Below are 14,058 nucleotides of genomic sequence, written 5' to 3' on the forward strand. Positions count from 1 at the left end.
CAAATTGACCCAACTGGCTCAAGGATAAGGAGTTGGTCGATTGCTAATTATTCTACGAGGTTAGCGGTTTCAATTTTCCCTCTAATAGGCTGGGTTAGTATTTCAGTTGAAATATCTTTTGTTCTACTTGCACTCTTTCTTTTCACTTCGGTCATATTTTCCTCATCAGTTCTTCTATATTTATCCGGTTCATATAGTTGCTATCAATAAACTTATGAGTTATGCTCCCATTTTTGTCTATCACAAAAACCGCTGGCACAGGTAGTTCATTTGTATCGATGTTATTGTATTCTGACAACTCTATCCCTAAGCTGCTATAAGTCGAGATGGCGTAATTCTGAAGTTCGAAGGCGATACCAAGTTGTTTAGCCAAAGCATTGTTTTTGTCGGTCAATAACTCAAAACCTAAATTATGATTATTTTTGAGTTCTTCACTATGATAGGAAGATTGAGGTGAAATAGCAATGAGCGTAACATTTTTGTCTTCAATCTGTTTCAAATCATCCTGAAATGCTTTCAATTCAAGATCGCAGTAAGGGCACCAATTGCCACGGAAAAAAGCTATGATCACCTTTCCTTTTTGTAAAAGTTCTTTTAGCACCACAATCTTTTTATTTGTATTCGGTAGAGAAAAATCAGGAAACCGATCGCCTACTTTGATACTTCCGTCTTCCAAATTTTTAGCTTTCAGGTCTTGGATAGATTTACCGAATACCTCTAAAACTTCGGAGGGGAGTTGTTTTGCTAAATTTTCATTTAATTCGCTAATCTGATGCTCTAAATTTTTCATATCTTGATTTCTGTTTTAGCAAAGATTTAAAACTAATATTAGATCTGCAATACCGCATATTATTATCCCTATGGGATAAAAAAGTCAATTTTATGAAAACAAAGGGTCGGACGATCGAAGAAAAAGTGTGTCCATTGGAATTTGCTGTAAATGCAATCAGTGCTAAATGGAAAGTTCCAATCGTATGGCGTATAAACGAGGGCGAAGCGACCGAGTGAAATGCTACGGGGAATCGCAAAAGTGGATAGAAGGGTTCTAAACCAACATTTAAAAGAGCTGGAACAAGATGGGATCTTAACCAAGAAAATCTATAATGAACTACCACCCCGTGTCGAATATTCCCTTACAGAACTCGGAGAAAAATTAGTGGAGGTGTTGTGGAAATTGAATGATTGGGGAAAGGTTCTGGTAGAACAAACAAATAAGGACTAAATACTTGGTTTAGATAGTTTTGCCAACATTGTGGCTGCCTATTATCGCTATTTTCATGTCTAGGGAAATGGATTTGGCGAGTGTAAATGGATGCTATAAATATTTCTTAATAGAGAACCTTTATAGGTCGCTAAGCAATGCGACAAGGTTTGTAAAGAAGTGTAATCCGGCTACTCCTAAAATAGCGTTAAATATCCCTTGAGGCCTTAATTTTAAATAATATAAGGCATAAATAAGACCACTGATCGTAGTAGCAATCATATAAAAAATGTGGTAATGGTGAGTCAACCCAAAAAGGATTGCGGAAAAAGAGATGATTAGGCCAGGAGGGATCTTTATCTTTCTTAATATTTCAATGACCAGGAATTGATGGATTAGAGTTTCAATTATTGGAGCAAATATTAATAACAGAGATATTCTAAATAGTATTCCATAATCATCTGCTGGATTATGAAGTGATGAAGGATCGATTAGATAAGCGATTCCACTTGTAATAGCTCCGATAATGAGTTTTAAAATTAAAAACCAGAAAAAGTATTTTAAGTTTTGCTGACTTGGGATTGGTTTTAAATTGAACATTGATTATTATTCTCCAAAGTATAAAAATATAAAAACAATACTTTTTTAGTAATTTTTTATTCTTTCAGTTTTATGGTTACTATTCCGAATAATCTCCCAAAAGAACCATGAAGTACGTCTGAGACCAATGATTTTTTATAGGAGAATTCCTCTAAATTTTCTACCGATAAACCTTTTAGATCAGATGTCATTGATCGTACAGTCTGTGTCGTATCCCCCTTGTCGATTATTACATAATATTCTCCAGATTTAAGGCTAGGCAATGAATTGTTATACAAAAGGCTGGCATTAATATAAATCGATTCTACAAACTTTTGTAAGTCCATTCCCTTTTTGCTATTTCCATCTTCCATCAATAAGGAAGGAGTAGACACTCTATCTATGCTTAGGCTGTTCTGGCCAAATGAAGGCTTGCCAAAAACTAGAAAAACCAATAAAGTTAAGAGTATTCTCATGTAATATAATTTCTATTCGTTTAGTAAATTCTCATCAAATAGACGCTCTGTTCAGTTTGAGTGATACACCTACTTAATTTTAAAGATAATGAAAAACCTCAATTACGCGTTACTCATTGACTGTTAAATGGTTCTTTAGCCATGTCTATAAGTCTATAGGATCAACTAGAACATCTTCTCTGGTTTTTAGATGTTTACCGTTCAATACTGGACAGAACCTTGTCCGATAGTGAACAATAATGAAATAAAGGAATTTTCTATTTCATTGATAATCAGTAATGTGTTGGAATGGCAGACTGATTGTTGGTAAAAATATTAATAGCTTTTAAATATTATTAATCCATAGAAAGAATCTTATAACCTGCTAATCTAAAAATTGTAGAAAGGATGTTTTAAGATTCGAAACACACTTATGAGATAATAGAGCTAATGCTAGGCATAGATTGCCAAATGATATAAAAACTGAAATAAACGCAAAATATGAAAAAGCTTAATCAAATTATTCGACATCTGTGGCGAAACAAATTTTTTACTAGCCTAAATATAGTTGGGTTGGCAATTGGAATTTCCGTTTGCTGGGTTATTTTCAGATTTGTAAATTATGAATTCAGTTTTGATAAGAATCTATCGGAAAGGGAGCATGTATATAAAGTAATTTTACAAGAAACTATTGATGGGAACGAATCATTTTCAAATTATGCACCTTTGGGTCTTGCCCCGTTTATTGAAGATTATGTTTCTAATAGCGAATTGTCCGTTCCAATCTATGGTAAATACGTTAAGGAAGTAATCATTGATCATGAAGAAGATGAGTTCTCCATTCATAACTCTCCTGATTATTTAGAAGCAGTTAACAGAAATTATTTTGATCTAGTAAACTATAAATGGCTTTCGGGCAGTAAACAAAAAATCTTCAGCAGTCCATTCGAAGTAATTTTAACCTCGTCAAGGTCAAAATTTTACTTTCCCGAATTGAATCCTGAAGAGGTCATAGGGAAAACTGTCGTTTATGATACTATACAATACACGGTCACCGGAATTGTAGAAGATCTCAATTCAGCGAGTAATTTTTCAGGAAAAGAATTTATTGCCATAGATAAAAATGATTGGAGTAGAACAGGTTTTTTGGGAGGTTCTTCCCAAAACCAATTGTTTATTAAAGTGAGCTCTGAAATAAACAAAACAAACCTTTTAAAGATTATCAACGATAGACTTGAATCAGAACTTTCAAATGGAAAGATATCTGGAAAAATGAAGTTTGTTTTTGTACCATTATCAGAGGTTCACTTCAGTTCTTTTATGGATAATTCGGTTGATAAAAAAACGCTCTATGGAATCATCGGAATTGCAGTTTTTCTATTGGGTTTATCTGTCATCAATTTTATTAATATTTCTACCTCCCAGATTCCGGAAAGAGCAAAGGATATTGGCATTCGTAAAACGATGGGCGAACGTCCAAAACATCTAGCATTGACTTTTGTTTTAGAGACCATTATTATATGTCTGATATCTTTCTTCTTAGCATTCTTTTTAAAGGATTTAATCTTTTCTCAAATTCAAGAATATGTACCGGAAAACTTTCATTTTGTAAATGATATTAAAGAAGTTGCTTTATTCCTAACAATTTTATTGATTGTACTTGTAGCTTGTACAAGCATCTATCCGATTTATTTAGCGAATAAAGTTCAGGTCGTGGAAGTCCTGAAACATAAATCCCTAACCCACATTAAATTTGGTAATCTATCTATTAAAAAAGTATTAATCGTTCTACAGTTTGTCGTGGCTCAATTTTTTGTTGTTACTTCTTTACTGATTGGGTTACAGTTAAAATTTATGATGAATAAAGATTTGGGGTTTGAGCACAATGCTATCGTAAACATTCAGCTTCCAAAAACAATTCGTTCTGGATTAAGTAAGGATCCAAATGTACTTGTGGATATCTTAAAATCAAATCCCAAAATACAAGATGTTGCATTAGGTCGTTTACCATTAGAAAATGGAGTCAGTTCACTATTTATAGAAAGTTTTGAGGGCCAAAAAATCCAGACGTCCAATAAAGGGGTAAATGAAAGATACGGAAGGCTTTTTAATCTTAAACTTCTTGCTGGAAGAGATCTAACAGTTAAGGATTCCATTAGCAATATAGCCATTACTAAAAGAACTGCAGAAATGCTAGGTTTTGATAAACCGAGTTCAGCGATAGGTAAAAGGATTCAAACAAATGAAAGCAAAACAAGAGAAATTGTTGGAGTATATGACGATTTCAATAGTCAAACATTACATTCAGAAATTAGGCCAATTTCGTTTATTGCAACCAACTGGCCACTTTCACTTGGATATATGAACATTAAACTTTCCCAAAATACCAAGGACTGGAATGAAGCTTTATCAACTATAGAAAAAGAATGGAAAGCATTTTATAAAGACGGCTCATTTAATCTTCAGTTCTATGATGATAAGATGAAAAACTTGTATGAAAACGAGAGGAAATTTTCAAAAATCATTAATTCATCAGCCGTAATCACCATATTTTTAAGCTGTTTAGGTTTAATTGGATTGATAACCATTGCGACTTTCCAAAGGACTAAAGAAATTGGAATAAGAAAAGTTTTGGGAAGTACGGTCAGTGGAATAGTCAAACTACTTTCAGTAGATTATGTAATATTAATTTTGATTTCCATCTTAATTGCAACACCCATAGCATGGTGGGCTATCAATCATTGGTTGTCGGATTTCAGTTATAAGGTCCCGTTAAAAATATGGATGTTTTTTATTCCGGCCTTAGCAACTTTGTTAATTGCTTTTCTAACAATGGCTTTTCTTTCAATTAAAGCGGCAAGAGCTAATCCAGTAGAAAGTCTAAGGGATGAATAGGTTTGGTTTTATAGTTGGGATTTATTTATGGAATGAAGTTAAGACTTTTTGTGTAATACTGAGAAGGAAATATTTCAGTAAAATTTATTGGAAGGTGATGACAGCAAACTGGAAGGCAAAAAATGTTTTTTTTATTTTAGAGATATAACCCCTTTTGGGGTTCCATTATTTTAGCAGACATGGCACGTTAGCCTGAAAGTCGCGCAACAACGATGTTCGATTAATCGAACATCGTTGTTGCATTAGCCCTATATTGTTCTAAATCATTGCTAAAATAATTCTGCCCTTCCAGGGCATTAGTTCGCCAAAAGAAAAATTCATCAGGAAAACAAATTTAGCCCTAAATACCTAGAAACACAGTTCTAACCAACTTGTCATCGTAAGTTTGATAAAGTAGCTAGTAATGCAAAAGTTCAAGATCAAAAATGTCATGTCTTGTGCTGATTTACAGTTCCATAATCCTTTAGTTTAGGATGACCAGGAAGTAGAGGCAGGAGGCGCATTTGGAAGGAATTCCGCTTTTAATTCTTTTGATTCTGAATGATTATTGAAGAATCTGTACGCTTCTCTAATATTTTCCCGTGTCATCCGCAATCGCAGATTGCGGAACTGTACGCCAATAAAAAAAAATGAAATTCTAAAATATTATATGTTCGCTGTTCTCGTAGATGCTTCCGTTGTTTTAATAATAAAAGCTTACAGTCGTGATTGGTTTAAGGCTTGCAATGGCGAACAGTTCCTTAACCTTCGGTTAAGGATGACAAGGGGTTAGGGCGATAAAACAAAAGATTCTTGACGATTTGAAAAATGAAGTTCTAAAATATTATATGTTCGCTGTTCTCGTAGATGCTTCCGTTGTTTTAATAATAAAAGCTTACAGTTGTCATGGGTTTAAGGCTTGCAATGGCGAACAGTTCCTTAACCTTCGGTTAAGGATGACAAGGAGTTAGGGCGATAAAACAAAAGCTTCTTGACGATTTGTTCAGGATCAGAAGGATACAAATTGCAGTTCTTGCTCCTTGGGATTGTTCTTCTATGTTTTCCCTTAACTTAAAGACATTGCCTAATTGGGTTAGTACATCATAAATTTTATAACCATTTTGTTTTTCTTTGGCAGAATGTAATGTTCATCTTCAGATAGATTTTATTCCTCCATTTACACTAAAGTGCTGACAATCAAAACAACACTGATCAACATCAGCCCCCAATAAACATATTTAAAGAATGTACCATCTTTTAATTTATGGTTTAGGTACCTGCCTAAAAATATTGCCGGAATGGTTGTGATCAGCGAATAGAGAAAATAAATATTAACCTCTGTCGTGATCAATCCCTTTGCATAATAACCCGCGACACTTAACAGGCTGACCGGTAAAAAATACGCCTGTAAGGTGGCCCTAAAATGTTTTGCGCTCCACTGTCTCAAATTTCCGTAAACAACGAGTGGCGGACCATTTAAGCCATACGCTCCACCAAATACGCCCGATAAAAAACCGCATACAAAAAGCCAGAACTTACTGTCCTCCTGCAAGGCCTTATTTTTTGTAAAATAGAGGGAATAAAGTGAATACACGATAATGAGTACACCAAGCCCAGTCTTTACGATTGTTTCATTTGCATAGGTCAGAATAAGGATACCCAAAGGCAGGCCAAGAATAGCATAGAAAATCAACCATTTGGCACTGTGAAAATGAATTTTTTTATGGTCTTGTATCACGACCACAAGCGCAATGACAATGGACAACATAACTGCCAGCGGAACTGCAACATCTACGGGCAAGAATAAAAGGAAAAACGGAACTGCAATTAATGCTTCGCCAAAACCTAAAGTCGACCGTACCAAAGAAGCGAAAAAACTAATAATAAGGATAAAAACTATTGTCAAAACAGGATATCGTTAGTGCTGTTGTGGATACCCGAATTTACAAAAATTATGGCGGATTGGCTAGGGATAATCGTCATAATTTGGGCGTTCTCCTTATAAATCGTGGAATTATTGAATATCAATTTAGGGGTTCATCAAAGGAGACTTGAATGGATTTCCAAGCAATGTATTATTGCCTCTGTCAACAAAAAAATAAGAACCTTCATAAGTCAATCAAGGGTAGGGGAAATCAATTTATCCTCTTTAGATCAACTAAATAAACTGCTTAGATCACAGGTTTTGAAACTATTCCTTACCACATCAAAATAAAAAGGAAGTTTTCTGATGATTTCAAAAAACTTCCTTTATATACGGAGACTTAGGACTTGGTCCATGATTTATTGCTCCGTTATTAGATTAAATCTGTGCTTATTCCTTTAATTATCTGGGCTGAACGTGCGTCCTGCAAGTCTAAAAACTCTATTTTTATTACTGTCATACCAACAAAAGAATAACTTTTTCTCTTGTCCGTTGTTAGCTTTCAATGTAATTGAATAATCTGTGTTCAGCGTGTATCTTCCAGATGTTTTGGATGTTTGATAGGCAGCATTTGTGCTACTTTCAGTGGAAGATACCTTTTCGGTCGTGTACCAGCCATCTTTTGTGAAACTCATATTGGTATATTTCATAATACCTATCTCTCCTCCAACAGCAATGGTACCACCTCCAGAGATGGTTTCATATGAACCTGAAAGTGTCTGCCCAGCATTTGCCGGATAACCTACATAATTCGACCAATCATAGGTTTTTTTATTACCCGATTCAAAAGTAACATTAACCTTTCCTCCAGTAACCGTCCAAGCACCAACGGCTTCACCTTGCCCAGCAATATATTTTTCCGCATTAATTTCATTTATTGGAATGTATGGAGACCGTATGAAGCGACCATTTTTGAAAAATACAAATGGTGTATGTACCTCATAATAGTAGCCACCATAACCTTCTTCCTGCTCCGGAACTAATAAAACTTTTTCAATATTGCTGTCAATGGGAATTTCATCGTTGTCAGATTTGCTGCAAGCCGAAAATAAAATGGTACTTAAGATAAAAATTAACCCAAAGGTCAATTTACCTGTTCTTGGAAGAGAAAATTTCATAATAAATATAGTAGTGTGTTGATTTTAAGGAACTAAAGTCATGCCAAATATTTAAATTTAGCTTTACCGCCCTACACTTATTGGAAAATTGTACTTCATCAAACAAATCTTTATTGTATTGAATGGTACATGTAGAGGAGTTTTTCTTTAAGGGTGTGTGAAATCGAGTCTATAAATCGTAGTTAAATCGGAACTTCCATCGCTGTCCTCACACAATAGGAAAGAAATCATATGGGGCTGCAATTCATAGTGTGTAATCCCTTCGAATTTTTGATCATTCGAGATTTTTTGACAGTGATCAATTCTCATATTGATTAAATCGAATTTTCCGAATACTGTTCCTCCGATCTCTCCGTCTTCATAAGTAGATAGTCCCTCTTCTGCAGTTGCGATGAAATAAAGTGAATCACCCAGAACAGCAGCACCTGAAAAACCAAATAGCAGACCATCGACCTGGGGTACTTTGATGTCAAAACAAGTTATCATGAAGTCATTTATTAAATTATCTCCATCGACTTTGAAAATTACATTCCTTCCAGCTGGGCCATTTCCACGGTTCAGGAATAGCCAGCTATTTCTATGCATTGCTACCCCTTCGATATTAAAATCAGAAGAGGAAATGTTAGCTGACTTTTTCATGGCGCTGTACAGGTTACTCAGGTCTAGCTCAGTGCTATGCCAGTCGTTTCTGGAAATGGAAAATCCTCGTTCCCGGGCAGCAGATGAACCAGATCCGAAAGTATATATCCTGTCCTCACTAAGTACCATTGCTTCCAGATCAAGTTTTTGGGGTTTTGCAATCCTTTCCATCTGAGGGCTTGGTAAAAGGACGTGCCTGTTGAGCAGATTCTCAGTTATTCGGTAGTCATAAAGATAATTGCTATTGTCTGATACGATATAAATTTGACCCTCCAAAAATTCAATTCCAGAGGCTGAACTGATTCCAGGGATATCTAAAAATTCCTTTAAATAAAACTCTTGCATAATCTTAACCTATAATATTTTCGAGAGATCGCTTGTCTAATATATCCTATTTTCATGAAGGAGCAATAAATTTCATATCAATTCTTAATAGAATGTTCAATGGGAGGGGGAGGTCGGACAATTTGATATTTTTGAAATAATCCGTCAGCAATTATTGAAGGGATTAAACATGTGAATATTTAAGAAAAAACAAATATCTATACCGCAGGAAATTCAGAAATCTAAGTTAACCTTCTTTCGATTCTGAACGATCAGTGAAGAATCTGTACGGTTCTTCTCCAACAGGTCCTGTCATTCTCTATCGAAGATAGAGGACCTGTTCGCCTATACAGCAATGAATGTTTTTCTTTTTGAAGGTTCAGGCTTCTCCGAGATGCTTCGGGTGAACCTTACGATGACAAGTTTGTTAGAACTGTGTTTTTAGCTATTTAGGCTCATATATATTTACCAGAAGAATATTTTTATCCGCCATAAATCCCCAGCGGGGATGAATTATTTTAGCATGAATGGTTTTGAACTATATAGGGTTAATGCAAAAACGATGTTCGATTAATCGAACATCGTTTTTGCGCGACTTACAGGCTAACGTGCCATGCCAGCTAAAATAATAGAACCCCCAAAGGGGTTCTATATTTAAAAATAAAAGAGCTAATTTGTTTTCATTGGCAACCTGTTGACATCACCTTCCGATAAATTTAGTTCAAATTTTTACTTCTCAGCATGACAAAATAATATTAGGATATCCCCAGCGGGTACAATGCCTTGGAGATTCACTTGAACTGATCCCGCTAGGGTTGGTTCAGCCACAAATCCCAGTCAAATTGCCTGAACCTTCTCCGGATCGAAACTTAAATGCTGCCTTCGGTGCATACCCGCCATGCCCATAGCCCTTCCCAGAACATGCAATTATTCTAAACCAAGGGGTTCACAGTAAATTTTGGTAATATCGCAAATATTATCTCTTATGATGAAGACGGCAAATGCAATTTGAAGCAGGTAGTTGAAGCTAATTAATGGCAGATGTTGCTCAGATTGTTAACATTTAATTGAATCTTATAAAAAATGCAACGGATTTACAGCAATTGATACAGGAGTAGGTAAGATTACAGATAAAATTTTTACAAGCGCTCCCGATATTCTTTCGGAGTGACACCTAGAATTTTTTTCACATAACGAGTAAAGAACGAGCGACTCGAAAAATCCATTTCATCGGCAATTTCTGAAATATTGAGGTTTTTGTTTTGCAACAAAATGATTACCCGTTCTTTTGCATATCGTTGTATCCATTCCGAAGCGGTAATTCGGGTATTAACCTTGCAGATATAATTGAGGTATTTCGGGGTGATGTTCAGTTTATCACTGTAAAAACGAACTTCCCGTTCTTTCATGCAATGTTCCTGTACCAACTGCATATACCGTTCATACAACGTGCCACTTTGTAGACTACGTTTGCGTCTGTCGAGCTCATCTTCAAAAATGTGCCACATTTCCAAAAGAAAAAGTTGCATTTGAAGTTTCAATGCTTCCTCCCAAAATCGGTGGTTGGTTTCCTGCGATTTATCGTACAACAACTGAAAGTTTTTCAGTATTTTTTCTATATGTTCTTTTTCAGGGTGCAAAATTGGGTTTTCTTTGGAATGAATAATGCTGTCTATACTTACCGTTACACTTGGCAAATTTTCCATCAATAAATCCTTGTCCACATATAAAAGACTAGCTTTAAAATTTGCAGAAAATGACAGATCCGAAACACCAAGACCCGCCAGCCAAAATATAAATTCCCCCTTTTTGCAATGGTATTGACGGCCATTAAACACAAATTTCATGCTTCCGCTTTGGCAATAAATATGTGTGTGATACTGAGCTTGAAAATCTTTGGAAAATTGAGCTTTTGAAGCTGTTTTATGCAGGATAACCTTTTGATTTTCTGTTGTGTCCATTCCAAATGCTGATTTAAACAAAAATAGGTAATATTTGACATTATTTGCGATGTTAATGTAATATAACACATCTTCAATCACCGTAACTTTGTATTATAAAAATTATCACAATGCAAACAACAGATATTTTTGAACGATTGAGAAATGGAGAAACCATTTTTCCAAACGACCCTGAATCGTACAAATTACGTGAGGCGTCGTACCAAACGAAAGAATTATTGGTAAAGATGAACAATGCAACAGATCCAAAAGAAATAAGGGAATTGTTGAGCCAAATCACAGCTACGGAAATTGACGAAAGCGTTGCCATTTTCACACCTTTGTATATCAACTACGGAAAACACACCAAAATCGGTAAAAACGTATTCATAAATTTTGATTGTACTTTTTTGGATTTGGGGGGAATTACTATTGAAGATAACGTATTGATAGCCCCGAAAGTCAGCTTATTATCAGAGGGACACCTATTAGAGCCTGAAAACAGACATGCATTAGTGCCGAAACCTATCCACATCAAAAACAATGCTTGGATTGGTGCAGGAGCGACCATATTGCAAGGTGTTACCATTGGCGAAAATGCCATTGTAGCATCAGGTGCAGTAGTATCAAAGGATGTTCCTGATAATACGATTGTAGGCGGTATTCCTGCGAAAATCATTAAAACAGTATAAAGCAGAAAGAAAATGAAAACATTATCAAGTTTAGTAGTTGCGATCCTTATGTTTTTAGGTCTGCCCTGCAATGCTAATATTAATAAAGAAAATTCAGCGAATATGATTGATACTATAAAAACAGACCATTATACTTTTGAGTTGAGTGACAAAGTAACCCGCCAAAAAGTTACTTTCAAAAACCGGTATGGAATTACATTGACTGGCGATTTGTATATTCCTAAAAATGCAGAAAACGAACCTTTACCTGCCTTGGCTATAAGCGGACCTTTTGGAGCTGTAAAAGAGCAATCATCAGGATTGTATGCCAATCAAATGGCAGAACGTGGATTTGTAGCATTAGCTTTCGACCCTTCTTATACAGGCGAAAGCGCTGGCGAACCTCGTAATGTTGCATCGCCTGACATTAGTACGGAAGATTTCAGTTCAGCAGTTGATTTTCTCGGTATTCAGAAAAATATTGACCGAAACAAAATCGGGATAATTGGTATATGTGGATGGGGTGGATTTTCCTTGAACGCTACTGCCATTGACAAACGTATAAAAGCTGTAGCCACAACAAGTATGTACGATATGACAAGGGTAATGTCAAAAGGTTATAATGACGTGGTCACCTTGAATGATCGTACAAAAGCATTAGAACAATTAGGTGAACAACGTTGGAAAGATGCTGAAAATGGCATTCCTGCCTATCAACCTGCGTATAATAAATTAAGTGGTGGAGAATCACAGTTTCAAATCGAGTATCACGATTATTATATGACACCAAGAGGCTATCACGAACGTTCGGTAAATTCAGGCAATGCCTGGACAATTACCACCCCACTATCATTTATGAATATGCCGATTTTGACCTATCTCAAAGAAATTTCGCCAAGACCAATGCTATTGATTGCAGGAGAAAATGCACACTCACGTTATTTCAGCGAAGACATTTATAAGAACGCTTCTGAACCGAAAGAGTTGATGATTATTCCTAATGCCGTTCACGTAGATTTGTACGATAGGGTTGATGTTATTCCGTTTGATAAATTGGAAACATTCTTTAAAAAACATTTGAAATAACAGCAATATTATGAAACATTCATTGATACTCATTTTGGCTTTTATGTCAATTTTTATAAGTAATGCTTCATCTTGTGGCAAAGAAGATGAAAATAATACTAATACAGAAAACACAACTTCTATGGTAAACGGTAAAATCAAAATAACAGTCAATTCACTAATCTTTACAGCTACACTTTTGGATAATAATTCGGCAAAGGCATTTAAGGAAATGTTGCCTCTGACAATTAATATGGTAGAATTGAACAACAATGAAAAGTATTTTGATTTACCAAATAGCCTTCCAACAAATTCATCTAATCCTCAAGCAATAAACAGTGGTGATTTAATGTTGTACGGTTCAAAAACTCTGGTGCTTTTTTACAAAACCTTTTCCACTTCTTATAGCTATACACGGTTAGGAAAAATAGATGATACAACAGGTTTGGCAACTGCATTGGGTTCTGGAAATGTAACTATAACTATTAACAAAATAGAAGATTAAAGTCGAATTGTGAATACCAAATTCAAGATTTTTCTCTGTTATTAAAACTGAAAGTTTCTGAGTGTTTATGTAGGCTAACAGCCGAGCCAGGATATGTTCAAGCCATACGTCTGCCCAAATAGACAGAGGACAAGGATGCAGGAAGGCAAGACGGGTTTAAATTTATCAGTCTGACAACTTCTTTTTATTTACTTGAAAAGCTGTGGTTATTTATATATCGTTGTATATAAATGTCTATAATAAATAAGGAATAGATACTACATTATCCACTCCTTATTTTGACGGATTTTATTTTCGTATTACTTTACCCAATCTGCCTCAACATCAGCCACAGCAATGGCTTCAATCTCAATCAATGCATCCGGTGAAAACAATGAGGATACTTCAAAAATAGTATCTGCCGGATAAGGGGGAGTAAAGTATTTGCCCCTCAATTCGACAATCTTCTCAAAGTTCTGCATATCCCGGAGCATGATAGTGACCTTAACCACGTTCTTCAAACTTGAACCTCCGGCTTTCAATACCTTGTCCAGGTTTTCAAAAGCCATTTGTGCCTGGGCATCAAAGTCGCCTATGCCGATCAGATTTCCATCCTTGCCAATAGCGGTCTGTCCCGAAATAAACAATAAATCACCTACACGGTGTCCCTGTGCCAGACGGAATGGTTCATATGCGTCCGGCGTAATTTTAATTTGTGAAATTTTCATTTTTTATTTATTTGATTTATAGATGTGTTAACTTGTATAAACGTGTTTCCTGAGAA

General features: G+C 35.5%; 14 protein-coding genes. 6 read left to right on the forward strand and 8 right to left on the reverse strand.

What is annotated here, in order from left to right; translation table 11 throughout:
• Positions 1-151: 151 nt before the first annotated feature.
• Positions 152-790 carry a peroxiredoxin-like family protein gene (locus NMK93_RS06735; RefSeq protein WP_254528600.1) on the reverse strand — a complete coding sequence of 213 codons (639 nt, stop codon included), beginning with the start codon at positions 788-790 and terminating at the stop codon, positions 152-154.
• Positions 791-882: 92 nt separating this feature from the next.
• Between NMK93_RS06735 and NMK93_RS19700 the strand changes: the two genes are divergently transcribed.
• Both NMK93_RS19700 and NMK93_RS06740 read left to right on the forward strand, forming a co-directional pair.
• Positions 883-1,008, forward strand: a complete 126-nt coding sequence (locus tag NMK93_RS19700) for a hypothetical protein (RefSeq protein WP_302328330.1) — start codon at positions 883-885, stop codon at positions 1,006-1,008.
• Between the two features lies 1 nt (position 1,009).
• Positions 1,010-1,222 carry a helix-turn-helix domain-containing protein gene (locus tag NMK93_RS06740; protein ID WP_254528602.1) on the forward strand — a complete coding sequence of 71 codons (213 nt, stop codon included), beginning with the start codon at positions 1,010-1,012 and terminating at the stop codon, positions 1,220-1,222.
• A 120-nt stretch (positions 1,223-1,342) separates the two neighbouring features.
• Here the strand turns inward: NMK93_RS06740 and NMK93_RS06745 are convergent, their stop codons facing one another.
• A complete protein-coding gene (locus NMK93_RS06745) occupies positions 1,343-1,801 on the reverse strand; it encodes a CPBP family glutamic-type intramembrane protease (protein WP_254528604.1) in 459 nt (152 codons plus the stop codon).
• Positions 1,802-1,857: 56 nt separating this feature from the next.
• Positions 1,858-2,256 (reverse strand): hypothetical protein, encoded by a 399-nt coding sequence (locus NMK93_RS06750; RefSeq protein WP_254528606.1) that lies wholly within the window; start codon positions 2,254-2,256, stop codon positions 1,858-1,860.
• Between the two features lie 480 nt (positions 2,257-2,736).
• On the opposite strand from NMK93_RS06750, the gene NMK93_RS06755 reads away from it, so the two are divergent.
• Positions 2,737-5,130, forward strand: coding sequence for an ABC transporter permease (locus NMK93_RS06755; protein WP_254528608.1), 2,394 nt, complete (start codon positions 2,737-2,739; stop codon positions 5,128-5,130).
• Between the two features lie 1,156 nt (positions 5,131-6,286).
• On the opposite strand, the gene NMK93_RS06760 is transcribed toward NMK93_RS06755, so the two are convergent.
• The 4 genes from NMK93_RS06760 to NMK93_RS06775 form a co-directional block, all read right to left on the reverse strand.
• Positions 6,287-7,015 carry a sulfite exporter TauE/SafE family protein gene (locus NMK93_RS06760; RefSeq protein WP_254528610.1) on the reverse strand — a complete coding sequence of 243 codons (729 nt, stop codon included), beginning with the start codon at positions 7,013-7,015 and terminating at the stop codon, positions 6,287-6,289.
• A gap of 416 nt (positions 7,016-7,431) precedes the next feature.
• Entirely contained in the window at positions 7,432-8,151 is a 720-nt protein-coding gene (locus tag NMK93_RS06765) for a hypothetical protein (protein WP_254528612.1), read from the reverse strand.
• 147 nt (positions 8,152-8,298) lie between these two features.
• Positions 8,299-9,135, reverse strand: coding sequence for a hypothetical protein (locus NMK93_RS06770; protein WP_254528614.1), 837 nt, complete (start codon positions 9,133-9,135; stop codon positions 8,299-8,301).
• Positions 9,136-10,253: 1,118 nt separating this feature from the next.
• Positions 10,254-11,075 (reverse strand): AraC family transcriptional regulator, encoded by an 822-nt coding sequence (locus tag NMK93_RS06775; protein WP_254528616.1) that lies wholly within the window; start codon positions 11,073-11,075, stop codon positions 10,254-10,256.
• Positions 11,076-11,185: 110 nt separating this feature from the next.
• Between NMK93_RS06775 and NMK93_RS06780 the strand changes: the two genes are divergently transcribed.
• Genes NMK93_RS06780 through NMK93_RS06790 form a run of 3 tightly spaced genes read left to right on the forward strand, consistent with a single transcriptional unit; the run spans position 11,186 to position 13,295 of the window.
• Positions 11,186-11,746, forward strand: a complete 561-nt coding sequence (locus NMK93_RS06780; protein WP_185211617.1) for a sugar O-acetyltransferase — start codon at positions 11,186-11,188, stop codon at positions 11,744-11,746.
• Between the two features lie 12 nt (positions 11,747-11,758).
• On the forward strand, positions 11,759-12,811 hold the full coding sequence (locus NMK93_RS06785) for an alpha/beta hydrolase (protein WP_254528618.1): 1,053 nt from the start codon (positions 11,759-11,761) through the stop codon (positions 12,809-12,811).
• A gap of 10 nt (positions 12,812-12,821) precedes the next feature.
• Positions 12,822-13,295, forward strand: coding sequence for a cyclophilin-like fold protein (locus NMK93_RS06790; RefSeq protein WP_254528619.1), 474 nt, complete (start codon positions 12,822-12,824; stop codon positions 13,293-13,295).
• 299 nt (positions 13,296-13,594) lie between these two features.
• Here the strand turns inward: NMK93_RS06790 and NMK93_RS06795 are convergent, their stop codons facing one another.
• A complete protein-coding gene (locus tag NMK93_RS06795; protein WP_254528621.1) occupies positions 13,595-14,002 on the reverse strand; it encodes a RidA family protein in 408 nt (135 codons plus the stop codon).
• Between the last annotated feature and the right edge of the window lie 56 nt (positions 14,003-14,058).

This window comes from Sphingobacterium sp. LZ7M1 (assembly GCF_024296865.1).
Taxonomy (GTDB): domain Bacteria; phylum Bacteroidota; class Bacteroidia; order Sphingobacteriales; family Sphingobacteriaceae; genus Sphingobacterium.

Coding starts and splice junctions, on each gene's coding strand:
- NMK93_RS06735 (WP_254528600.1), bottom strand. CDS start 790: ATGAAAAATTTAGAGCATCAGATTAGCGAATTAAATGAAAATTTAGCA.
- NMK93_RS19700 (WP_302328330.1), top strand. CDS start 883: ATGAAAACAAAGGGTCGGACGATCGAAGAAAAAGTGTGTCCATTGGAA.
- NMK93_RS06740 (WP_254528602.1), top strand. CDS start 1,010: ATGCTACGGGGAATCGCAAAAGTGGATAGAAGGGTTCTAAACCAACAT.
- NMK93_RS06745 (WP_254528604.1), bottom strand. CDS start 1,801: ATGTTCAATTTAAAACCAATCCCAAGTCAGCAAAACTTAAAATACTTT.
- NMK93_RS06750 (WP_254528606.1), bottom strand. CDS start 2,256: ATGAGAATACTCTTAACTTTATTGGTTTTTCTAGTTTTTGGCAAGCCT.
- NMK93_RS06755 (WP_254528608.1), top strand. CDS start 2,737: ATGAAAAAGCTTAATCAAATTATTCGACATCTGTGGCGAAACAAATTT.
- NMK93_RS06765 (WP_254528612.1), bottom strand. CDS start 8,151: ATGAAATTTTCTCTTCCAAGAACAGGTAAATTGACCTTTGGGTTAATT.
- NMK93_RS06770 (WP_254528614.1), bottom strand. CDS start 9,135: ATGCAAGAGTTTTATTTAAAGGAATTTTTAGATATCCCTGGAATCAGT.
- NMK93_RS06775 (WP_254528616.1), bottom strand. CDS start 11,075: ATGGACACAACAGAAAATCAAAAGGTTATCCTGCATAAAACAGCTTCA.
- NMK93_RS06780 (WP_185211617.1), top strand. CDS start 11,186: ATGCAAACAACAGATATTTTTGAACGATTGAGAAATGGAGAAACCATT.
- NMK93_RS06785 (WP_254528618.1), top strand. CDS start 11,759: ATGAAAACATTATCAAGTTTAGTAGTTGCGATCCTTATGTTTTTAGGT.
- NMK93_RS06790 (WP_254528619.1), top strand. CDS start 12,822: ATGAAACATTCATTGATACTCATTTTGGCTTTTATGTCAATTTTTATA.
- NMK93_RS06795 (WP_254528621.1), bottom strand. CDS start 14,002: ATGAAAATTTCACAAATTAAAATTACGCCGGACGCATATGAACCATTC.